Genomic DNA, 22,232 nt, shown 5'->3' on the forward strand with positions numbered 1-22,232 from the left:
GCCAAATGAAGATTCAAATTGAAAAACCCGATGAAAAAAGGATCAGGGAATTGGGCATCAAAAATTGGCCCGTCTGGGAACACGGTGTGGGCAGTTTTCCCTGGCATTACGATATGACCGAAGTATGTTATGTTTTGGAAGGAAAAATTAAGGTTAAAACGGATGAAGAAACCGTTGAATTTGGGCCCGGTGATTTGGTTACATTTCCCAGGGGGCTGTCCTGCGAATGGCAGATTGAGGAGCCGGTGAAAAAACATTACACGTTTCGATAGGCTTACAAGATTTTTTGTGGAAGGTGTCTTTGGCGGGTGGAGCTAAATCTCCGGATCGTTTTCCTTTAATTTAAGATAGGCGCGGTAATAAACTGTCCATTTATGAATTTCATTCAAAAGATATTTTCCGCCCGGGTGAAGTGTTCCGGATTGTTTTTTTTGAAGCATTTCCGCGGAACTTAGGTGGTATTTGTTTTCCAGTTTTTTTAGATTGATCTTGAGATCTTCAATAAATTCGTAATAAATCGGTTTTCTTTTTCGAACTGTTTTCATAATAAGGCTGCTCAAATGTAATTGAATTAAACGATTGAAAAGGGTTTTGCGGGAAACCCTGCTTTTCAGCTGTATTTACGCCATAACCGGGTAAATATAGTAAAAAAACCCGACATTTTCCAGAGCGAAATTTCAAAAAAGTTTCCTTTTGGTTCACTTATTCAATCCCAAAAAAATCAAATACTTTTGAAAAAATTATGACGCCGGGGAGATTTAACTTGATTTTTTGAAAGTTTCTAATTAATTTCTAAATGGATTTTTCTTTAAATCTACAATAGACAAAGGATTCCGCCTTAATTGCATGAGGGTTGGTGGAAGATCAAATCCAAACATAAATCATTGAAAGCTCAATGGTAGCTTTTTCCTCAAATAGAAGGATTCCTCCTTTGGGAATTTCTTGTCTCTCTTGCAGGTGTTTCTCTATTTCCTTCAATTCACAGAAATATTTCCAGAATAAAAATATTAATGATGGAGGCATGACATGTTAATCCGCAAAGAAGATGCCCTTGAGTATCATAGTAAGGGTCGCAAGGGAAAAATTGAGGTCAAAAACACGAAACCTTGCGCCACTCAACGGGATTTGTCAATGGCATACACCCCGGGTGTTGCTGTACCGTGCCGCGAAATTGCGAAAAATAAAGAACTTGTTTTTGAATATACGGCCAAGGGAAATTTAGTCGCCGTTGTTTCGAATGGAACAGCCGTTTTGGGGTTGGGAGACATTGGGCCGGAGGCGGGTAAACCGGTCATGGAGGGAAAAGGGGTTCTGTTTAAGCGTTTTGCCGATGTCGATGTATTTGATATTGAAATTGACTCGCATGATCCTGATGACATTATCAAGGTCTGCAAACTGATCGAACCTACTTTTGGAGGAATTAATCTGGAAGATATTAAGGCTCCCGAATGTTTTTATATTGAGGAAACCCTTAAAAAGGAATTAAGTATTCCAGTTTTTCATGATGATCAGCATGGAACCGCCATTATTTCCGGGGCGGCCTTACTAAATGCTCTGGAGCTTACGGGTAAGAATATCAAAAAAATCAAAATTGTTGTAAATGGTGCAGGTGCGGCCGGGGTGGCTTGTGCCAAATTTTACATCCAATTGGGGGCCAAAAAAGAAAATATTATTATGTGTGATTCCAAGGGCGTCATTTATAAAGGCCGAAAAGAGGGAATGAATCCTTACAAGGAGCAATTTGCGGTCGAAACAGACAAGCGGACACTGGCTGAGGCATTGGAGGGAGCGGATGTTTTTATTGGAGTCTCAGTGGCCAATGTGGTGTCGAAAGACATGGTTAAATCAATGGCCGATCATCCCATTATTTTTGCGATGGCCAATCCCGATCCGGAGATCACGTATGAAGATGCAAGGGAAGCCCGGCCGGATGTCATTATGGCCACCGGTCGATCCGACTATCCGAACCAGGTGAACAATGTGCTGGGATTCCCCTTTATTTTTAGGGGGGCTCTGGATGTTCGCGCAAAGCACATTAACGAAGAGATGAAAGTGGCGGCTGCCCATGCGTTGGCTGATCTGGCAAAGGAGGATGTCCCGGACTCCGTTATCAAGGCCTACGGCGGACAGCCGATTACATTTGGCCCGGAGTACATTATTCCAAAGCCGCTCGATCCGCGGGTGCTTTTGTGGGAGGCGCCGGCTGTGGCAAAAGCAGCAATGGACACGGGGGCTGCACGGATCCAAATTGACCTTGAAAAATACAAGGAGCGTCTGGAAGCCCTTCTGGGCCGTTCCCGTGAAATTATGAGAATCATCCTGAATAAGGCCCGCTTGAATCCCAAACGGATTGTTTATCCCGAAGGGGAAGAGGAGAAAATCCTGCGGGCGGCACAGATTGTAGTGGATGAAAATATCGCGAGGCCTGTTCTTCTGGGTCGGGAAAAGGTGATTCGGGAAAAGGCCAAACTGCTGCATCTGGAGCTTCGGGGTGTGGAAATTGTGGACCCCTGGCATTACCCGAAACTGGAGGCGTATGTTCAGGAACTGTATCGCCTGCGCCAACGCAAGGGGGTTACACTGGTCGAAGCCCATGAATTAATGCGCAATAAGAACTATTTTGGGTCGATGATGGTCCATTTCGGCGATGTGGACGGGTTGATCTCCGGGCTAACCATGCACTATCCCGACACAATTCGTCCGGCTTTGCAGGTCATTGGCATGCGGGATGACGTGTCGCGGGTATCCGGCCTGTACATTATTATCGGTGAAAGCGGCGTTTACTTTTTTGCAGACACCACGGTCAACATTGAACCGACCGATGAAGAATTGGCAGAAATCGCCATTTGCTGTTCAGAAATCGCCAAGCGCTTTGATGTGGAACCGCGAGTGGCCATGCTGTCGTTTTCAAACTTTGGAAGCACCCGGCACCCGAATTCGGAAAAGGTGGCCAGAGCGGTTCAAATCATTAAATCCCGGAAACCGAACCTCATGGTTGATGGCGAAATGCAGGCGGACACGGCGGTTGTCCATGAAATTATCGAGGGAACCTATCCCTTCAGCGATTTGAAGAAACCGGCCAATATTCTCATTTTTCCGGATCTTCAATCCGGAAATATTGGTTACAAACTGATGCAGAGAATTGGAAATGCCGATGCTATCGGTCCTATTTTAATGGGCATGCGGCGTCCTGTGCATGTGCTCCAGCGCGGTGACGAAGTGCACGATATTGTCAACATGACAGCCATTGCCGTTGTGGACGCACAGGAACTTCCGTCGATGCGGTGTAAATAGATCAAATCCAAATGAAAAAAATGGAAGCCGGTTTTGCCGGCTTCCAGAATTTAATTGGAGGTGATGTTTATGAAAAAAATCCTCGTTGTGGAGGATGAAGATAGCCTTCGGTTGCTGTACCAACAGGAATTGGAGCAGGAAGGCTATGAGGTTGTGACCGTCGAATCGGGCGAAAAGGCCATTGAGGTGCTGGAATCCGGGCCGATTGACCTGGTGGTTCTGGACATCCGTTTGACGGGAATGAATGGCCTGGAAGCTCTGGAAGAGATGTTATTGAAGAATCGAAATCTGAAGGTCATCATCAACACAGCTTATGCCAACTACAAAGATGATTTCAGCTCGTGGTTAGCCGATGCATATTTGATTAAGTCGTCCGATTTGAGCGAATTAAAAGAAACCATTAAGAATCTACTGGAAGACAAGGAATAGGACATCTCTCATGAACGTTGGCGTTCTGAAGGAGGATTTTCAAAAAGAGGGCCGGGTGGCTCTGATTCCGGCCACAGTAAAGGCCCTTGTTTTGAGAGGGCATGCCGTTTTTGTGGAATCAAAGGCCGGCACCAAGAGCCGATTTCAGGATGAGGACTACATCAAAGAGGGGGCCCAAATTGTTTATTCCAGCGATGAAATCTTTGGTCGCTCGGATATTTTGCTGAAGGTGGCGCCGCCCACCCTGGAAGAATATCAGAAAATGAAAGAAGGGCAGATTGTTTTTTCGGCGTTTAATCTGGCCATTGCCCGCCCGGAAGCCATCAAATTATTGCTCAATAAACACATTGCAGCCATCGGCTACGAAATTATTCAGGAGGACGACGGGACCCTGCCCATTTTAATTCCCATGAGTGAGATTGCAGGTCAGATGAGCATCCTGTCGGCTTCCCAGTATTTACAATCCAATTATGAAGGAAGGGGGGTGTTGCTGGGGGGAGTTGCCGGGGTTCCGCCTGCGATGGTTGTTATTCTCGGAGCCGGTGTGGCCGGCACCTGTGCGGCCCGGACCGCCCTTGGGCTGGGGGCCCAGGTCATCATGCTGGATCGGGATATCAATCGTCTGCGGCGTATCGGGGAGCTTTTTCAGCGGCGTGTCATTACGAGTGTGTCGAACCATTATAACATTGAAAAGGCCGTTAAGTTTGCCGATGTGCTGATCGGGGCCGTTTTGGTTCCAGGGCAGCGGGCACCTGTCCTCGTAAAACGGGAAATGGTTCGATCCATGCGTCCCAAGTCCATTATTATTGATATCTCAATTGATCAGGGCGGATGCGTTGAAACCTCTCGTCCCATAACCATTTACGATCCTCCGTATCTTGAGGAAAATGTGTTGCACTTTCCGGTACCCAATATGCCTGCCATGGTTTCCCGTACGGCAACGTACGCCCTGTCCAATGCCTTTTTGTCCTATTTATTGCAGGTTGTTGAGATGGGACTTGAGCAGGCTCTTCAGAAAAATCGTGCCCTCTTCAGGGGTGTTTACACGTACAAGGGGTTCCTGGTGAATAAAAATCTTTCGGAAGCGTTTCATCTTCCGTTCAAATCTCTTGGGTCTATTTTATAGGAACGGCATTTATTTATGAGTTGGATTTACCAGTATCGCGAAAAAGTGGTTTCTCCCGAAGAAGCTGTTTCGGTCATAAAAAGCGGCGATCGCATTTACATGTCGGGGAATGCGGCGACTCCCTACATCTTGCTGCATGCCCTCGCCAAACGAAAAGACGAACTGAAAAATGTGGAAATCACGCACGTCCTGCTTCTTGGGGACGACCCGCTTTCCGGGCCCGGGATGGAAGGACACTTCCGCCATCGCTCGCTGTTTGTCGGACCGGCAGATCGGAAAGCAGTGAATGAGGGGCGGGCGGACTATGTTCCGGTTTTTTTGTATGAAATTCCCGATCTCTTCTCTTCCGGAATTTTACCCATTGACGTGGCTATTGTACACACCTCTCCTCCGGATGAACACGGCTTCCTGTCCTACGGTGTTGAAACGGTGGCCACGAAGGGAGCCGTAGAAAACGCCAAATGTGTCATCGCCCAGGTCAATGAAAAAATGCTTCTGGGAGATGCCTTTGTTCATATTTCGCGCGTCTCCAAAATTGTGGAGGTCTCGGAGGATTTACCGACTCTGGAATTGGGAGAATTCTCGGAAGTCGAAAAGAAGATTGGCCGTTCGATTGCAAACTTGGTGGAAGACGGCTCCACTATTCAGTTGGGCATTGGCGGCATTCCCAACGCCGTGCTGTTCTTTTTGAAGGATAAACGGGATCTGGGAATCCATTCGGAGATGTGTTCCGACGGCATGATGGAAGCCATCGAAGCCGGGGTTGTGACCGGCGCCAAAAAGACACTCCACCGGGGCAAAGTCATTGCCACGTTCATTATGGGGACCCAGAAATTGTACGATTTTGTTGACAACAACCCCGTTTTTGAACTTCATCCGGTCAATTACACGAATGACCCCTTCGTGATTGCCCAGAATGAAAAAATGGTGGCCGTGAACTCCGCACTGGAAATCGATCTGACCGGTCAGGTGTGCTCCGATTCCATCGGCTACCAGATTTACTCCGGATTTGGCGGGCAGGTGGACTTCATCCGTGGAGCGGCCCGCTCAAAAGGAGGAAAGCCGATTATTGCCCTGCGCTCGACGGCAAAGAATGATACCATTTCGCGAATTGTTCCCCATCTAAAAGAAGGTGCCGGTGTGGTTACCTCGCGCGGCGACGTGCACTATGTGGTTACCGAATATGGCGTGGCCTATCTGCATGGGAAAAGCATTCGTGAACGGGCGGAGGCGCTCATTAACATAGCCCATCCCAAATTCAGGGAAGAATTGCTTCGATTTGCAAAGGAAAAACACTACATTCCCTGAAATCCTACCATTTTTGACCGTTTTACCGGCATTATTTATTAATTCTTGCCACGAAGACCCCAAAACACGAAGATTATTAGAATTAAAACAAGTAACTTTTCGAAACTCAATTTATTTTGCCCGTTTTTTTGTTTTAATGAATAGTCATCTATCCTTATGTTTTTTATCCCTTTGTGCTTTCGTGGCAAATGAATTTTTCTGGTCAAAAAACCTGTCAATAAAAATGATGACGGTTTAGTGAAAATGACCCAAAATGAAGGCAGGGGAAGTGTCCTCTAAAAAGAGGGGATTTAGGGGTGTGTTTTGTGTTTGCCTTGAATGTCTTCGAGTTAAGACAGAGAATTCCCCCAGAAGTGCATCAGGAATGATTCCAATTTTTTATTGATTCAAACCGATATTTTGGTTACTTTAAATAGGATTTGGGTTGAACTGCTGTGGCGAATTACGGCAGGTGAATTTGTGGATTTTGAGTTGATTTATTCGGCATTTTTTTAACAGAGATAAATAAAAGAGTTCACTCTAAAAACCACGAATTACACAAATTACGCCAATTTAATTTCACTAAAATCAATTCGTGAAAATTCGTAAAATTAGTGGGCAGAGGCTTTTTAGAGCAGACTCATGACGATTTCCGATGAGACCGATTGGGCGGGGGCAACATCCAGAATAAAATCCCTTTTCCAAAAACTGGGGTGCACTCTGGTCGGGGTGGCTCCGGTTAAAGAGTTTCCTGAATTGGCGTTCTTTGAAACCTGGTTGAATCGCGGATTTGCGGGAGAAATGGCCTACCTGCAGCGGCATCTGGAAAAATCCAAGGAGCCGCGAAAAATACTGCCTTCTGTAAAAACGGTGTTGGTTTGCGGGCAGAATTACAACACGGCCTACCCGCGTTCCACGTCTGTCCGGAAGAAAAAATCCCGCGGGTGGATTTCCCGGTATGCCTGGGGCGAGGACTACCATGATGTCCTCAAAGCCATTTTGGTGAAGGGTGCGGAGGCGCTTCGAGATGTTTATCCCGACCTTGAATTTAAGGTGTATGTGGATACCGGGCCCACACGGGACAGGGTTTGGGCAAAGTATGCGGGACTCGGTTGGTTTGGGAAAAACAGTTGTTTGATCAACCCCAAAATAGGGTCCTATTTTTTTGTGGGTGAAATACTGTGGAACCTGCCGCTTTTGACCGATCAACCGGTTGCCGATCGCTGCGGAACATGCACCCGCTGCATCGAGAGTTGTCCCACGCAGGCCATTGTGGAAAACGGGGTGGTGGATTCCCGAAGGTGTATTTCCTATTTGACCATTGAATTGAAGGGCAGCATCCCGGAAGAGATGAGAGAAAAGATTGGCAATCACATTTTCGGATGCGACATTTGTCAGGATGTGTGTCCCTGGAACCGAAGTGCACCTGTGAGTGATTTTTCGTATTATCAGCCGCGGCCCGAATTTTTCAACCCCGATTTAAAGGACATTTACCGGACGGTTCGGGAAAATTTCAGCCAGGCCTTTCGGAAATCAGCGATGAAACGCACCAAAAAGAGGGGGTTGCTTCGCAACCTTGCCGTGGCGATGGGCAATTCAGGGAATATATCGTTTGTTTCGGATTTAGAAGAATTAAGGGAATGGGACGAGCCGGTTGTACAAGAACACGCCGAATGGGCCTTGCAAAAACTGGAAAATCAAATAGAAAAATAGAGAAATGTTGAGGTAAATGAACATGGTGGATTCGAAAAAGGTTGCGTCTGATTTAAGGGAATTGATTCAGGGAGATGTTCAATTTGATGAGATTTCGCGGGTGCTCTTCAGCACGGCCGCGTGCATGTACCAGATCAAGCCCATGGGGGTCGTGGCACCGAAGGACAAAAGTGATGTGATTCAAATTGTGCGCTACGCACATGAAAATAATATTCCCATCACACCGCGGGGAGCCGGGTCCAGCCTGGCGGGACAGGCGCTGAGCTCGGGAATTATTATTGATTTTACAAAATATATGAACCAGATTTTGGAGATCAATGAAGAGAAAAATTTTGTTCGTGTTCAACCGGGGGCCATTTTTGGGAATTTGCTTGCGGCGTTGAAGCCTTACCGGAAATTTTTTCCGCCCGATCCGTCCAGCGGCAAGTTTTGCACGCTTGGCGGAATGGTGGCCAACAATTCCGGGGGAGCCCACTCTGTAAAATACGGGACGACGAAAGACCATGTTCTGGAACTCGAAGTGGTTCTGTCGAATGGAGAGTTGATTCAAACCAAACCGATTCCTGCCTCCAATGGAACGGTGAAATCGCCGTATCCGGAAAACAGTTTTGCATCCACGGTTTTTGAAAAAGCCTACCAGATTATTTCCAGTCACAAGACTGTTATCGATAAGCATACACCGAATGTTTCCAAAAATGCCAGCGGCTACAACCTAAAAGAAACGGTGACTCACGGAAGCTACGATTGGTCAAAATTGTTTACCGGTTCGGAAGGAACCCTGGGCGTGGTGACGGAAATGACGCTCCGCTTAACGGATTTACCCCGGGAACGGGCTGCTCTTCTGGCGTATTTTGACAGCCTGGACAAGGCAGGCCAGGCGTTGGTGAAAATACTGAAAAGCGGTCCGAGCGCTCTGGAAATTATGGACCGCTATTTCTTTGATTTTGTGCGGGAAAATGATCCCCATTTTGATGAAATGCTGCCCAAAAATCTGGAAGCGGCGCTTTTGATCGAATACGAGGGGGACACCCTTGAGACCGTCAGGGAGCAAATTGAAGCCCAGGAGAAAGCGCTCATCCGGGAGACAAAACTGGCATTTGGGGCAGAAGCGGCCTACGATCCTGCCGAGCAAGCCAGGCTCTGGGCCGTGCGGAGCTCGGCCTGGTCGCTGATTAACAAAGTGAAAGGACGCCGCCGGCCGCAGAATTTTATCGACGATGTTGCGGTGGATCCCGCCAAAATACCGGAGTATCTTCGGGGTCTTTACAAAATCTTTGCCAAGTACGACGTGGTTGCCATCAATTACGGCCATGCCGGAAACGGGAATATTCACGTCAATCCGCTTCTGGATTTGAAGGATCCGGCCGATCTGGAACGCCTGCGCGGACTGGCAAAAGACGTGGCGGAATTGGGAATCTCCCTTGGCGGAACTATTTCGGGCGAGCACGGGGACGGCCTTGTGCGGTCTCCGTTTTTAAAGTCTTTGTGGGGGCCGGTTTACGATTATTTCGAAGAAATCAAGGCCCTTTTTGATCCTCAAAACATCATGAATCCCGGAAAAATTGCCGGTCCCCTGAAGTTTCGTATGGATGAAAATCTTCGGTACGGGGAAACCTACAAGCGGGTTAAAACAAACACGTATTTTGATCTGGAAGAGCTTCAGGATGAAATAGAAAAATGCCACGGCTGCGGTACCTGTTTATCCTATTGCCCAATGGCCCTGGAATTAAAAGAAGAAGCGGCTGCTGCACGTGCGAAGGCCAATCTGTTGCGGCATGTGATTTCAGGCCGGCTGGATTCCTCGTATCTTTTAAACGACGATTTTAAACGGGTCATCGATACCTGTTACAATTGCAAACTCTGCCTGACCGAATGTCCCACAAATGTGGATATTCCAAGGATTGCCATTGAGGCCCGAACCTACTATGTGGAACACAAGGGACAGACGTTTCAAAATAAGGTACTGGAGCAGTCTACTCTCAACTCAAAAGTAAACAGCCTGTTATCACCGGTTTCAAATTGGGTCCTGAAAATACCGATTACACGAACTGTAATGGAAGCCGTTGTGGGCATCCACCACGAGCGGGTTTTCCCGGAATTTCGGCGGCCCTCACTGGAGGCCTGGGCACGGAAATACAAACCCGTCGACGGCAAGAGAAAAGTCGTCTATTTTGCCGGCTGCTTTGCCAATTTCAATGATGTGGACGGTGAAGGGCGGGCAACGGTTCAGGTTCTGGAAAAAAATCACGTGCGGGTTGTCATTCCCAAGTTTAAGGACAGTGGTGTGGCAAAAATTACCCTGGGCGATCGGAAATCCGTCAAAGGGGATGCCGAGTACAACATCCGGATCATGAAATATTACATAGAACAGGGGTACGATATTGTGGCCAGTTCCGCCAGCCCGGGCCTGGTTATTAAGCGAGATTGGCCCGAGATGCTGGGAACGGCCGACGCCCGGCTGGTGTCGGAGCACACCTACGACATTCACGAATATCTGTGGAAATTGTATCAGGAGGGGGATTTAAATACGGATTTCCGTCCGATTCACAAACGGGTCGTTTACCACAATCCCTGCCATTTAAAGGCGCAAAACATTATGCAGGAACCGATCGAATTACTCAAACTGATCCCGGAACTGGAGGTCGTGGAAATTGAAGACTCCTGTTGTGGAATTGCCGGGACATTTGGGTTCAAAAAACAAAATTTTGAACTTTCCATGAACATCGGAAAGCGGCTTTTTGAGAATATCAAAAATGCCGAACCCGAATGGATTACCACCGGATGCGGGACCTGCAACGTTCAGATTAAGCAGGGAGTGGGCCAGGAGGTGCTGCACCCGATGAGCATCCTCAGGGAAGCCTACGGATTGGACAAAACGTCTCCGACACTTTAAAAGTGCCGGGAACATTACTAGTTGAAAGAAAAAGATGAAGCCCATTTATCTCGACTACAACGCCACCACTCCGATTGATCCCGAAGTGGCCGAGGCCATGATGCCTTACCTGCGCGAGGCGTTTGGAAATCCCTCCAGCTCGCACTGGTACGGAAATCAGACCAAAAAGGCCGTGGAAGAGGCCCGGCGGCAGCTGGCGGATCTTCTGGGATGCCAGCCGGATGAGGTTGTTTTTACCGGCGGGGGGAGCGAATCCAACAATTGGGCCGTGAAGGGTGTGGCGGAGGCCCATCGGGAAAAGGGGACCCACATTATTACCAGTCAAATTGAACACGATGCGATTCTGAATCCCTGTCGTTATCTGGAACACCACGGATTTCGCGTGACCTACTTACCCGTGGATGAATACGGAATGGTAAAGATGGAGGCCTTCCGGGAAGCGCTCACCGACGACACGATTTTGGTCACCATTATGACGGCCAACAACGAGGTGGGAACCATTCAGCCCATTGCAGAAATCGCCCGGCTTGCGCACGAAAAAGGGATTTTGGTTCACACAGACGCCTCTCAGGCGGTGGGGAAAATTCCGGTAAACGTTAATGAGCTGGGTGTGGATTTGCTGACCGTGGCGGGACACAAGTTTTACGCCCCAAAGGGAATTGGAGCCCTGTACATCCGCCGGGGTACGCAATTGGAACGGCTTATTCACGGAGCCGGTCACGAGCAGGGAAGACGTGCCGGAACCGAAAACGTCCTGGAAATTGTCGGGTTGGGAAAGGCGGCTGAGATGGCGAAGCGTGATCTGCAAAAGAACAGGACCCACTACACCCGCCTGCGCGATCGCCTCTGGAAGGGACTTAAAGAACAGATTCCGGATTTACGGCTCAATGGTCATCCGGAAAAACGCCTTCCCAACACATTAAATGTCACATTTCCCGGAATCGATTCCAATACGCTGCTTTCGGAATTGGAAGAGCTGGCCGCATCGGCAGGAGCAGCGTGCCACACGGATGTGACCGTGCCTTCGGGTGTACTAGTGGCCATGCATGTTCCGGTTGAAGCCGCTCTGGGCACCATTCGCTTTTCTGTGGGGAAGTGGAATACGGAGGACGAAATAGACCGCGCCATTCAGATGATTACCGATGCGGTGAAGCGGCTGCGGCCGCCGGAAGAAAAATCCGGGGGAATGGACAATTCCGTTACAGCGGACATGAAAGAAATCAAATTGACCCATTTTACCCACGGCCTGGGGTGTGCCTGTAAATTGCGCCCTCAAAATCTCGAAAAAGTCCTTCAATCGCTGCCCAAAATTACCGACCCAAATGTTGTTGTCGGAACGGAAACGGCGGATGATGCGGCTGTTTACCGGTTAAAGAACGGGACGGTTCTGGTGCAAACCGTGGATTTTTTTACGCCGATTGTGGATAGCCCTTATCATTTTGGTGCCATTGCTGCAGCCAATTCCCTGAGCGATATTTACGCCATGGGCGGGCGGCCCCTGTTTGGCCTGAACATTGTGGGGTTTCCGGAAAAACGCCTGCCGCTGTCGGTTCTGGAGGAAATTCTTCGCGGGGCTCAGGACAAGGCGGCTGAGGCCGGAATGACCATTCTTGGGGGACACACGGTTGAAGATTCCGAACCCAAATTCGGCCTGGCCGTGACGGGAGTGATTGAATCGGGGAGGGTGATTACAAATGCCGGGGCCCTGCCGGGGGACGCACTCATTTTGACAAAACCCGTGGGTGTGGGCATTATCTCCACGGCCATTAAGAAGGGGCTGGTGGATAGCAGCGCGGCGGAAAAAGCCATTTTGATTATGTCTGAACTGAACCGCGCCGCCGCCGAAGCAATGATCGAGGTGGGCGCACATGCTTGCACGGATGTGACCGGCTTTGGACTGCTGGGACATTTAAAGGAATTGACGGCCGGCAGTCGGGTAGATGCGGAAATCTTTGCGGAACGCGTCCCCATTATTGACGAAGCCTACGCCCTGGCAAATGCTGGTGTGGTTCCCGGAGGAACCCTTTCCAATCTGGATTACGTAAAAGAAGTGGTCGAATGGGATGACCGGATTCCCACCGTCATTAAACGGCTTCTTTGCGATGCCCAGACCTCCGGCGGGTTAATAATTTCCATTTCTCCCGAGAAAAAACAATCTCTGATCAATAAATTGAAGGAAAAGGGGGTTTTGGAGACGGCTTACATCGGAAATATTTTGGAGGCCGGTACGGGACAGATTCGTGTGAGGCATTGACCCCGATTCGAAGAATGGAATCTTTGAGCAAAAACTTGCGCAAAAAAGGAGCGAACATGTCCAATCATAAAAAAGCAGACAGTGTTCATCCACCGGTTCCCATGTTTACAATCGACGAGAATTACCGCATTCAAACATGGTCGCCGCAAATGATAGAGTTATTTGAAATCCCCGCTGAGGAGGCCATTGGAAAATATTGCTATTCCGTTACCAAATGCCAGCACACGCAGGATTGTATTATCGATCGATCCAGGGAGGAAACAGATATTTTGCATGTGTGCCCGGTGGCTTTTCGATTGTCTGACCGCAATCGGAAAAATATGGTGCTAAACGAATTGCCTATTTTTAATGAGTCAAAGGGTTTCGCCGGCGCGGTGGTGTACGTAACGCGGCTTCCGTCCAATTCAAAATCAAAAACCTACTGTGTGAGTGCCAAAGAGGAATTCTCAGCCATTATTAACAGCATTGCTGATGGCGTGTTCACAGTCGACCGGTCCTGGCGGATCACATCATTCAACCGGGCGGCGGAAGAAATCACGGGATTTAAGGCATCGGAAGTTAAGGGCAAATTCTGTAAGGACGTTTTCCGGACCAATCGCTGCGTGGAGGGATGCCCGTTGGCTCTGACGCTTGAAAAGGACCGTCAGATTTTTCGATACGAATTGGAAATACACGACCAAAAAAATCAGGAAAAGAGTATCAGCGTGAATACATCCGTTCTGAAAGACCTTGAAGGAAGGCCAATTGGGGGGATTGTCTCTTTTCATGATATTTCCACACTAAAACAGCTGGTTAATCACGTAAAGGGAGCAACCCTATTTGAAGGAATTGTAGGTCACAGCAAAAAAATGCAGGAGATTTTCAAACTGATTGAGGACATAGCGGACAGTCCTTCAACCGTATTGATTACAGGGGAGAGCGGCACGGGCAAGGAAATGATTGCTAATGCCATCCAGCGGCGGAGTAACCGGCGGAACAAGCCGTTTATTAAGGTTAATTGTAGCGTGTTTTCAGAGGGGGTTCTGGAAAGCGAATTGTTTGGCCATGTAAAAGGCGCCTTTACAGATGCCAAATTTGACAAACCCGGCCGGTTTGAACTGGCCAATGGAGGGACTATTTTCCTGGATGAAATTGGTGATACCACGCAAAGAATTCAGCTGAAATTGCTCCGCGTATTGCAGGAGCAGGAATTCGAACGCGTGGGCGGGGTCAAAACCATTAAGGTCGATGTGCGGGTTATTGCGGCCACAAATAAAAATCTGGAAAAGGCTATCGCGGATGGGGAATTTCGCCAGGACTTATTTTATCGGCTGAATGTCATTCCCATCCGCATCCCCCCGCTTCGTGAGCGGAAGGAAGACATCCCTCATCTGATTGAACGTTTCCTGGAAAAATATCGGCTTCTTACCGGAAAAGAGATCCGGGATATTTCCACAACTGCCATGGATATTCTCATGCTGTACGAGTATCCGGGTAATGTGCGCGAACTGGAAAATGCCATTGAATACGCCTTTAATATGGCAAAAGGAACGATTATTGAGGAAAGCCATCTGCCATTTAGTATTCGCAATTGCGGAACCCACTCCACGATTAGGAATCGGGAAAACATATTTTCTGAAAAAGATAACCTCTTAAAGGTGTTGGAAGATGTGCACTGGAACCGCCAAAGAGCCGCTGAGTTACTGGGAATCAGCCGGGTTACCCTCTGGCGTTATCTGAAGAAATATGGTCTTGAAAATGCGTAGCCAGTCTCCTGTGATTACACGTTTACAAAAAAATTTGGACAGGATTGACAGGATATGTTATTTGTAAATTCATTTGCAAAACCACGAACGATACAAATGAAACGAATTAAATTTCACTAAAATTAATTCGTGAAATTCGTGGGAAAAGCCTTTTGGGGTTGAACATTATTCATGGGCTTCTTCCTTTTTAATGGCATTCCAGAGATCGTCCATCTCCTTCAGCGTCGATTCCTCGGGAGATTTTCCCTGTGATTGAAGCCTTTCTTCCACCTTTTGAAAGCGTTTGCTGAACTTTCCGATGGTACGCCGAAGGGCATCTTCCGGATTGATTTTTAGAAAGCGGGATAAATTGACCAGTGCAAAAAGGACATCTCCAAATTCATCTTCAATTTTGTCAGTGTTTCCCGTTTTAACCGCTTCCTTGAGCTCGGCGCACTCTTCATCGACCTTTGCCCACACGTCAGAAATGTGATCCCAGTCAAAGCCCACCTGGGCCGCTTTTTGCTGGATGCGCCAGGCGCGGAGAAGAGCGGAAAGCTCTTTGGGAACGCCCTCAATTGCAGACGACCGGCCCTCCTTTTTCTTCAGGCGTTCCCAGTTTCTCGTTTGTTCTTCGGCCGTGTTGATAACCGCATCGCCAAAAACATTGGGATGCCGCCGGATGAGCTTATCGCTAATGCCCTGAACCACATCTTCAATCGTAAAATGGCCTTCTTCTTTGGCCAACTGGGAATGGAAAATTACCTGAAGAAGCAGATCCCCCAATTCTTCTTTCAATGCCGAAAAATCGTCATTGTCCAGTGCCTCCAAAACTTCGTAGGTTTCTTCCAATAAATACTGCCGCAGCGATTTGTGGGTTTGTTCCCGATCCCAGGGACAACCGTCCGGCTGCCGCAAGCGATCCATGATGGATACCAGGTCTTCGAATTCCTTTCCAGCCATATTCTCTCCCGTTGTTTGAAGATTATTGGGACACCTTGCCAAAATGGGCACTTTTTTTAAATTCTAATAGCCATGAAAATTGAAAATAGTATACGAAATTTTTAGGCCAAATGCAAAACAATTCCAGCCCAAAAATGCCTTGATTATTTCCATTGAAATTTTTATATTTATAAAAAATATGACGGAAATTTATAATCAGTTAACCTGGGGAAACAACGGATCATTCGAGGAGTTCGATGGAATTACGTTATGAAGAAGTAACCCTGCACCTGAAACACACCTTTCGGTTACATGGGGGAAGTAAAGAAAGTGTCCGTGTTCTAATTGCCTATCTGGAACACGACGGACTGGTTGGCCTGGGCGAAGCTGACCCATCAAAGTACTACGGTGAAACCCCTGAATCTGTAAGGTCTGTCTGGGATGCGGTGGATTTTTCGAATCATTGGAACCCCTTTTTGTATGAAGCGATTTACAGCGACTTAAGGGAAAAATTCCCGAATGATCATGCAGCCCTGGCCGGAGTGGACATTGCGCTGTTCGATTGGGTGGCCAAATATTGGCGCCTGCCGCTGTACAAATTCCTGGGATTGGATAAATCGGCCATTCCGGAAACCTCTTTTACCATCGGATATGCCTCTGAAAAAACTCTTATTGAGAAGATAAGGGAGGCTGAGCCTTTTCATATTCTAAAAATCAAATTGGGCACCGATTATGACGAAGACATCATTGCCACGGTTCGCAACCACACGGATAAGCCTATTCGGGTGGACGCCAACGAGGGCTGGACACGGGAAGAAGCAGTGGAGAAAATCCGGTGGCTGGAGGGTAAAAATGTTCAATTTGTGGAACAGCCCCTGAAAAAAGAAGATATTGACGGACATGCCTGGTTAAGAGAAAGGGTATCGCTGCCTATTTTTGCTGACGAAAGCGCGCGCCTTCCCGGGGACATCTATAACCTTCGGGATGCTTTTGATGGTGTTGTGGTCAAATTAATGAAAGCAGGCGGGGTGCAGAACGCCATCGAAATGGCGCGTCTGGCCCATCGCTTTGGAATGAAGACCCAAATCAGCTGCTTTTTGGAAACATCCGTGGCTATTTCGGCCGCGGCCCACATTTCACCGCTGTTTGATTATGCCGATCTGGACGGCCATTTGCTGGTTGCCGACGATCCGTTTATGGGTCTTTCCTTTGAAGATGGAAAAATCATGGTTAACGACGATCCCGGGCTTGGAATTAAAAAACAGGCGAACTAAAATACCTTCAAAAGGGGTTGAATAATTGACCTCCAAAACACGAGCTAAATGAAAGAAGAACAATGCTGAAATCTCAGAAACTCAAATGGATGGTCCTGTCTTTTGGGGTGGCCGTGCTTTTTTCCGGCTGTGCGCTGCACCCCGGCTCCGCTTATCAAAAAAGACCTCCCCTGGCCAGACTCCGCCACGAGTTTAATCGGGCACTACAGGATCCCGCTTTTTTCAACGGATATTGGGGGGTTGCTGTTCAATCGCTCAAAACAGGTGAGTATTTTTATCTTCACAATGAAAATAAGAGCTTTCGCCCGGCTTCCAATATGAAGCTCTTTACGACCGGAACGGCACTGGTAAAATTGTCGCCGGAATTTACGTATCTGACGAGACTTTACCGCACGGGAAAAATCGAGAACGGCGTACTCAAAGGGGATGTTGTTATCCGGGGCTCCGGTGATCCCACCATTACAGGCCGATTCCACGATGGCAATAGGCTTCAGGTGTTTCAGGATTGGGCAGATTCGCTGAAAAAAAGCGGTGTGGAAAAAATTACCGGTCGTGTGGTCGGCGATGATAATGCTTTCGCGGATGAAATTATGGGTGAAGGGTGGGCCTGGGACTACCAGTCCGATTGGTATGCTGCACAAATCAGCGCACTTTCATTTAACGACAATTGTGTGGATATTCTTTTTACGGCGGGCAAAAGCGTGGGCGATACGGTGTCTTACCGGCTGGAGCCGCCAACCCGCTACGTGCGCATCATAAACAAGGTGGTTACGGCACCTCTGCATCAGGCAAAAGGCGTCTTTTTCCACCGGTACCGGGGAAAAAATATTGTGGTTCTTACAGGGTCTCTTGAAATCGGGACCAAAGAGAAACGTGACTGGTTTTCAGTGGAGAATCCAACCCTCTACGCGGCCACTGTTTTTACCGAAGTGCTTCAATCCGCCGGAATTGTGGTTAATAAAAAACCCGCAGACATTGACAGTCTCCCTGATTATACCTATTCTCAATCGGATAGCCTGCAAATGGCCTGTTACCAATCCCCTCCGTTGAGGGAAATTGTCCGGGCGACTAACAAAGTCAGTCAAAACCTCTATGCGGAACTTTTATTGCGCACATTGGGTAAAGTTTATGTGAATGATGGAAGCGCCCGCGGGGGGATTGCGGTGGTCAAGCATTTCCTGGCTTCCATCGGAATTGATACAAGTCGATTTGCCATGTTTGACGGATCAGGATTGTCTCATCTGGATATGGTAACACCCAGGCAGGTCATTACTCTTCTTCGAGCCCTCTACCGAAGTTCTGTAAAAGATGATTTTTTGAATTCTCTTCCGATTGCCGGTGTGGACGGGAGCCTTAGAAATCGAATGAAAATGACGGCTGCTCAGGGAAATGTGCGCGCGAAAACCGGGTACATCAGCAATACCCGTTCCCTGTCGGGATTTGTTCATACGAAAGACGGCGAACCGCTCGTATTCTCGCTGCTTGTCAATAACTATTTGGTTCCCACAAGCATGGCAAATAATCTTCAGGACTGGATTTGCGAAAGATTGGCCAATTTTTCACGATCCGGTCGTTTGTAAAGTGGGAGGGATTGATCATGTTATTCAGACAAACGATTAAACCTCATAAATTTGAATATCACCCTATTGTTTATGATCCTAAAAAAGACAAACAGGAAGACAGGCATCGAATTCGTTTTCCGCGTCATTATACAGCGAAAAAAAGGGGCGGAAAACAACTTTGGTTGCTTGTGCTGCTTATTGTTGTGGTGCTTCTGATCGAATGGCTGGGAGGCATTCAAAAACATCAATCCGTTGAAAAGGTGAAGTTTAAGAATGTGGAGGTAGTAAAATAGGTTTAACAAAAAAAGCGACCTGACACCAGTCGTGAATTGGAAAGGAAGCCCAGGATGGATGAAGACAGAATTGTATATACGGGTAAAGCCCCAATTGAAATTGAAGGCATGATTGTTGGATATGCAGATGTGGTGGTGAAAAAGGGTATCAGTCCGCATATTCATGTGGGAGGGCTGAATCCGGATATTCTTATTGCTGAAGCGACATACAAAGGAAAAACCTACCAGGCCAAATCTGTTCGCGGAGGAGTTGATGCTGTTATTGAAGATGTGGTGAAAGCAATACGAAAAAAAATGAAGTAGGGGTTGCCTCAGACCGGCAATTCAAAATGAGAGGTGAATCATGGCAACACATCCCAGATTAACGGCTCCGGAAGTACTGGCACTGGCCATAAAGTCGGAGGCCAATGCCTCGGATATTTACAAGGTAATGGCAGAAAAGGTCACAAATGAGCTGGTCAAGGAAAAGCTTCTTCAACTTTCCGAGGAAGAAAAAAAGCATGAAAATATGCTGCGTTCTATGTACAAACAGATAACCGGCGGACAGGAACCCGCTCTCCAAAGCAAGGGCATCTCGGAAGTGGAAGATTTTCTGCAAGGAAATTACACACATGAGACCGCCCTGGAACTGGCCATTCAATCGGAAGAAAAGGCTGAAAAGTTTTATCTGGATGCCGCCCGGCATTCTGAGGATCCAAACGGGCGGTTTATGTTTGAATATCTGGCCAATTTTGAACGGGGACACAAAATTTTGTTACAGAATGAATTGGACGCACTCAAGAGAAATCCCCACTGGTTTGATGACAAGGGATTCCCCTGGGAAGGCGATGCCTTTCATGTGGGCCCCTGAGAGTGCAAAACGAAAGGAGCAAAGAAATGGATTCTGTTTTCAAGAAAATTGAAGTAGTGGGAACGTCAAAGAACAGCATTGATGAAGCCATTCAAAATGCGATCGCTAAGGCCTCGGAAAGTGTGAAGGAAATCAGCTGGTTTGAGGCAACTGAAATTCGCGGTCATGTTTCCGACGGAAGAGTCGATCAATTTCAGGTTACCGTAAAGGTCGGATTTAAGGTGATGGATTAACCCTTATTCTTCAAAAATGATTTGGAAGACCTCCCGTTGTTTTGGGAGGTTTTTATTTGGAATCTGTTCCGATGTGGTGGAGAGAAATGTGCCCGCCTTCTGGAAAACGTCTGCCTGTTGTTTTTGAAAAAAATTCCTCCAAATTAAACTTGTGAATATTTAAAAAAATGTAGTATATTTTAATTTCATTAAATCAGGAATTTCGTTTTTTTAAGGGGCGAGCTGTAGCCGCAAGCTTTCTGTTTGCGGAGACTGTAGCCGCAGGCTTTACGCCTGCGGAAGAGGAACAGGGATTTTTTGGGGAATCGTTGCACCCATAAAGGGCGGGTAAAGGCGTTTTAAATCAGATTCAAAGGTGACAGCTAAAAGATGATGACTCGCAAAGACAGACTGGAAAAATTTTGGGAAACGCTGAAAAAGCGGGCACTTGTGGCCGACGGTGCCATGGGAACGGCCCTCTATGCACGGGGTATTCCCTTTTCACATTCTTTTGAAGAACTCAACCTGTCGAATCCCGCGCTGGTTCAGGAAATTCACAGGGGATATCTTGAGGCCGGGGCCGAGCTGCACGAGACGAATACCTTTGGTGCCAACCGGATTCGTCTGGCGCCCCACGGTTTTGATTCACGCGTTTCGGAAATCAACCGTGTCGGCGCGGCCATCGCCAGGGAAGTGGTTGGTGATGAGAAATGGCTTCTTGGATCGGTGGGTCCGCTTGGAAAAACACTGAAGCCTGTTGGAAAAATTGCCCCGGAAGAAGCCAGAAAAATCTTTCACGAGCAAGTGGAGGCACTGGTCGAAGGCGGGGTGGACGTGATAATTCTCGAGACGTTTACGGATCTCCGGGAAATCACGGAGGCGCTGCGGGCGGCAAAAGACGTGGGCGAGGTTCCGGTCATTGCCCAAATGACATTTACCGAAGAAGGAAAATCGCTTATGGGGGATAAGCCGGCTGAGGTTGTTAGAAAGCTCCGCGAACTGGGGGCGGACATTGTGGGAGCCAACTGCTCTGTGGGGCCTCAGGGGATCTACGAAGTAATGGAGATTATGACACAGGTGGATGAGGGCTATCTCTCGGCCATGCCCAATGCAGGAATGCCCAAAATGATTGAGGGGAGGTACATGTATTTGTCCTCTCCCGAATACATGGCGCAATACGCCAAGCGAATGGTTGAAATCGGCGTAAATATTGTGGGGGGGTGCTGCGGAACCACTCCGGAGCACATTCGTTTGATCCGCCAGGCCGTTTGGGGAATGAAACCGGGGAAACGGACTCAAAAACGTTCCAAATATTTTCAAATGATTGAAACGGTTGAGGCACCGGAAACGGTAAGCGAGGAAGCGCCGGTTCAGGAATCCAATTTTGCCTCTCGTCTTGGAAAGGAATTTCTGGTCAGTGTGGAAATTGATCCGCCCAGAGGAGTGGACCCCACAAAGTTCATTCAGGGGGCGCTTTATCTGAAATCCCGGAAAGTGGATGCCATAAATGTGGCCGACAGCCCCCTGGCTCGGGCAAGAATGAGCCCGCTCGTGTTATCGCACCTTATCACGGAAGAAACGGGCGTTGAAACGATTCTACATCTTTCCTGCCGCGATCGTAATATCCTGGGTCTTCAGGCCGAACTCATGGGCGCACACGCCCTCGGAATCAAGAACATTCTGGCTGTAACCGGCGATCCGCCCAAACTGGGTGACCACCCCACAGCCACCGGCGTATTCGACATCGATTCGGTGGGTCTGGTAACGCTGATCCGGAATCTGAACAAAGGTGTGGACTTGATGGGGCGTCCGCTGAAACCCAAAACCCATTTTACAGTGGGTGTTGGCGTAAATCCGACTGCTATCGACCTGGATTACGAATTGGAAAAATTCAGACGAAAAGCGGAGGCCGGGGCGCAATTCGCATTCACCCAGCCTCTGTTTGATCTGAATATTTTGGAAGATTTTATTCGTCGGACTGAAAAACTGGGTATTCCCATTTTTGTGGGAATTCTTCCACTGCGGAATTTTAAACATGCCGAATTCATGCACAACGAGATTCCTGAGATGTTTGTGCCGGAAATCATTCGTAAGCGGATGTTCGATGCCGGTGAAGACGGCCCCAGTGTGGGTGTTGAAATTGCCAGGGAATTTCTCATTCAGGCAAAGGATCTGGTGGCCGGCGTTTACCTGATGCCGCCGTTCAATAAATTTGAGATGGCCGGAGAGGTTCTGGAGGTTTTGGATTAGCGTAGTCGCACCCATAAAGGGTGCGCTTACGCTGTAGTCGCAGGCTTTATGCCTGCGGATTACAGACAGATGGTTTTGGGGGATCCGACGCACCCGTAAAGAGTGCGGTTATGCTGTAGCCGCAGGCTT

At 48.0% G+C, this 22,232-nt stretch carries 18 protein-coding genes; 16 read left to right on the plus strand and 2 right to left on the minus strand.

Features of this window, described 5'->3' with window-relative positions; translation table 11 throughout:
- The first annotated feature begins 5 nt into the window (after positions 1-5).
- Complete coding sequence (locus GXO76_09645) at positions 6-272, plus strand: cupin domain-containing protein (GenBank protein ID NOY78114.1); 267 nt, start codon at positions 6-8, stop codon at positions 270-272.
- A 42-nt stretch (positions 273-314) separates the two neighbouring features.
- Here GXO76_09645 and GXO76_09650 read toward each other — a convergent pair whose 3' ends face one another.
- Positions 315-545, minus strand: coding sequence for a hypothetical protein (locus GXO76_09650; protein NOY78115.1), 231 nt, complete (start codon positions 543-545; stop codon positions 315-317).
- A 481-nt stretch (positions 546-1,026) separates the two neighbouring features.
- On the opposite strand from GXO76_09650, the gene pta reads away from it, so the two are divergent.
- From pta to GXO76_09690, 8 genes are all read left to right on the plus strand, one after another.
- A complete protein-coding gene (gene pta, locus GXO76_09655; protein ID NOY78116.1) occupies positions 1,027-3,294 on the plus strand; it encodes a phosphate acetyltransferase in 2,268 nt (755 codons plus the stop codon).
- A gap of 69 nt (positions 3,295-3,363) precedes the next feature.
- The gene (locus GXO76_09660) at positions 3,364-3,723 is read left to right on the plus strand and encodes a response regulator (protein ID NOY78117.1); all 360 of its coding nucleotides are present in this window, start codon (positions 3,364-3,366) and stop codon (positions 3,721-3,723) included.
- Between the two features lie 10 nt (positions 3,724-3,733).
- Positions 3,734-4,849, plus strand: coding sequence for an alanine dehydrogenase (gene ald, locus GXO76_09665; protein ID NOY78118.1), 1,116 nt, complete (start codon positions 3,734-3,736; stop codon positions 4,847-4,849).
- A 15-nt stretch (positions 4,850-4,864) separates the two neighbouring features.
- Positions 4,865-6,157, plus strand: a complete 1,293-nt coding sequence (locus tag GXO76_09670) for an acetyl-CoA hydrolase/transferase family protein (protein ID NOY78119.1) — start codon at positions 4,865-4,867, stop codon at positions 6,155-6,157.
- 621 nt (positions 6,158-6,778) lie between these two features.
- A complete protein-coding gene (gene queG, locus GXO76_09675) occupies positions 6,779-7,849 on the plus strand; it encodes a tRNA epoxyqueuosine(34) reductase QueG (GenBank protein NOY78120.1) in 1,071 nt (356 codons plus the stop codon).
- A gap of 16 nt (positions 7,850-7,865) precedes the next feature.
- Entirely contained in the window at positions 7,866-10,742 is a 2,877-nt protein-coding gene (locus tag GXO76_09680; GenBank protein NOY78121.1) for an anaerobic glycerol-3-phosphate dehydrogenase subunit C, read from the plus strand.
- Between the two features lie 34 nt (positions 10,743-10,776).
- On the plus strand, positions 10,777-12,996 hold the full coding sequence (gene selD, locus GXO76_09685) for a selenide, water dikinase SelD (GenBank protein ID NOY78122.1): 2,220 nt from the start codon (positions 10,777-10,779) through the stop codon (positions 12,994-12,996).
- Between the two features lie 56 nt (positions 12,997-13,052).
- Complete coding sequence (locus GXO76_09690; protein NOY78123.1) at positions 13,053-14,741, plus strand: PAS domain-containing protein; 1,689 nt, start codon at positions 13,053-13,055, stop codon at positions 14,739-14,741.
- Between the two features lie 165 nt (positions 14,742-14,906).
- On the opposite strand, the gene mazG is transcribed toward GXO76_09690, so the two are convergent.
- Positions 14,907-15,683, minus strand: coding sequence for a nucleoside triphosphate pyrophosphohydrolase (gene mazG, locus GXO76_09695; GenBank protein NOY78124.1), 777 nt, complete (start codon positions 15,681-15,683; stop codon positions 14,907-14,909).
- A gap of 236 nt (positions 15,684-15,919) precedes the next feature.
- Here mazG and GXO76_09700 point away from each other — a divergent pair, with 236 nt between their 5' ends.
- The 7 genes from GXO76_09700 (at position 15,920) to GXO76_09730 (ending at position 22,103) form a co-directional block, all read left to right on the plus strand.
- Positions 15,920-16,936 carry a dipeptide epimerase gene (locus GXO76_09700; GenBank protein ID NOY78125.1) on the plus strand — a complete coding sequence of 339 codons (1,017 nt, stop codon included), beginning with the start codon at positions 15,920-15,922 and terminating at the stop codon, positions 16,934-16,936.
- A gap of 62 nt (positions 16,937-16,998) precedes the next feature.
- Positions 16,999-18,516 carry a D-alanyl-D-alanine carboxypeptidase/D-alanyl-D-alanine-endopeptidase gene (dacB, locus tag GXO76_09705; GenBank protein ID NOY78126.1) on the plus strand — a complete coding sequence of 506 codons (1,518 nt, stop codon included), beginning with the start codon at positions 16,999-17,001 and terminating at the stop codon, positions 18,514-18,516.
- 17 nt (positions 18,517-18,533) lie between these two features.
- Positions 18,534-18,791 carry a hypothetical protein gene (locus GXO76_09710; GenBank protein NOY78127.1) on the plus strand — a complete coding sequence of 86 codons (258 nt, stop codon included), beginning with the start codon at positions 18,534-18,536 and terminating at the stop codon, positions 18,789-18,791.
- Positions 18,792-18,845: 54 nt separating this feature from the next.
- On the plus strand, positions 18,846-19,094 hold the full coding sequence (locus GXO76_09715; GenBank protein ID NOY78128.1) for a hypothetical protein: 249 nt from the start codon (positions 18,846-18,848) through the stop codon (positions 19,092-19,094).
- 40 nt (positions 19,095-19,134) lie between these two features.
- Positions 19,135-19,641 (plus strand): ferritin family protein, encoded by a 507-nt coding sequence (locus tag GXO76_09720; GenBank protein ID NOY78129.1) that lies wholly within the window; start codon positions 19,135-19,137, stop codon positions 19,639-19,641.
- Between the two features lie 26 nt (positions 19,642-19,667).
- The gene (locus GXO76_09725; protein NOY78130.1) at positions 19,668-19,874 is read left to right on the plus strand and encodes a dodecin domain-containing protein; all 207 of its coding nucleotides are present in this window, start codon (positions 19,668-19,670) and stop codon (positions 19,872-19,874) included.
- Positions 19,875-20,246: 372 nt separating this feature from the next.
- Positions 20,247-22,103 carry a bifunctional homocysteine S-methyltransferase/methylenetetrahydrofolate reductase gene (locus GXO76_09730; GenBank protein NOY78131.1) on the plus strand — a complete coding sequence of 619 codons (1,857 nt, stop codon included), beginning with the start codon at positions 20,247-20,249 and terminating at the stop codon, positions 22,101-22,103.
- Positions 22,104-22,232: the final 129 nt, after the last annotated feature.

The organism is Calditrichota bacterium (genome assembly GCA_013151735.1).
Lineage (GTDB): Bacteria > Zhuqueibacterota > JdFR-76 > JdFR-76 > BMS3Abin05 > BMS3Abin05.

What these genes read in the sequence shown, in the direction of transcription:
- GXO76_09645 (NOY78114.1), top strand. Translation starts at nt 6, where the DNA reads ATGAAGATTCAAATTGAAAAACCCGATGAAAAAAGGATCAGGGAATTG.
- GXO76_09650 (NOY78115.1), bottom strand. Translation starts at nt 545, where the DNA reads ATGAAAACAGTTCGAAAAAGAAAACCGATTTATTACGAATTTATTGAA.
- pta (NOY78116.1), top strand. Translation starts at nt 1,027, where the DNA reads ATGTTAATCCGCAAAGAAGATGCCCTTGAGTATCATAGTAAGGGTCGC.
- GXO76_09660 (NOY78117.1), top strand. Translation starts at nt 3,364, where the DNA reads ATGAAAAAAATCCTCGTTGTGGAGGATGAAGATAGCCTTCGGTTGCTG.
- ald (NOY78118.1), top strand. Translation starts at nt 3,734, where the DNA reads ATGAACGTTGGCGTTCTGAAGGAGGATTTTCAAAAAGAGGGCCGGGTG.
- GXO76_09670 (NOY78119.1), top strand. Translation starts at nt 4,865, where the DNA reads ATGAGTTGGATTTACCAGTATCGCGAAAAAGTGGTTTCTCCCGAAGAA.
- queG (NOY78120.1), top strand. Translation starts at nt 6,779, where the DNA reads ATGACGATTTCCGATGAGACCGATTGGGCGGGGGCAACATCCAGAATA.
- GXO76_09680 (NOY78121.1), top strand. Translation starts at nt 7,866, where the DNA reads ATGAACATGGTGGATTCGAAAAAGGTTGCGTCTGATTTAAGGGAATTG.
- selD (NOY78122.1), top strand. Translation starts at nt 10,777, where the DNA reads ATGAAGCCCATTTATCTCGACTACAACGCCACCACTCCGATTGATCCC.
- GXO76_09690 (NOY78123.1), top strand. Translation starts at nt 13,053, where the DNA reads ATGTCCAATCATAAAAAAGCAGACAGTGTTCATCCACCGGTTCCCATG.
- mazG (NOY78124.1), bottom strand. Translation starts at nt 15,683, where the DNA reads ATGGCTGGAAAGGAATTCGAAGACCTGGTATCCATCATGGATCGCTTG.
- GXO76_09700 (NOY78125.1), top strand. Translation starts at nt 15,920, where the DNA reads ATGGAATTACGTTATGAAGAAGTAACCCTGCACCTGAAACACACCTTT.
- dacB (NOY78126.1), top strand. Translation starts at nt 16,999, where the DNA reads ATGCTGAAATCTCAGAAACTCAAATGGATGGTCCTGTCTTTTGGGGTG.
- GXO76_09710 (NOY78127.1), top strand. Translation starts at nt 18,534, where the DNA reads ATGTTATTCAGACAAACGATTAAACCTCATAAATTTGAATATCACCCT.
- GXO76_09715 (NOY78128.1), top strand. Translation starts at nt 18,846, where the DNA reads ATGGATGAAGACAGAATTGTATATACGGGTAAAGCCCCAATTGAAATT.
- GXO76_09720 (NOY78129.1), top strand. Translation starts at nt 19,135, where the DNA reads ATGGCAACACATCCCAGATTAACGGCTCCGGAAGTACTGGCACTGGCC.
- GXO76_09725 (NOY78130.1), top strand. Translation starts at nt 19,668, where the DNA reads ATGGATTCTGTTTTCAAGAAAATTGAAGTAGTGGGAACGTCAAAGAAC.
- GXO76_09730 (NOY78131.1), top strand. Translation starts at nt 20,247, where the DNA reads ATGACTCGCAAAGACAGACTGGAAAAATTTTGGGAAACGCTGAAAAAG.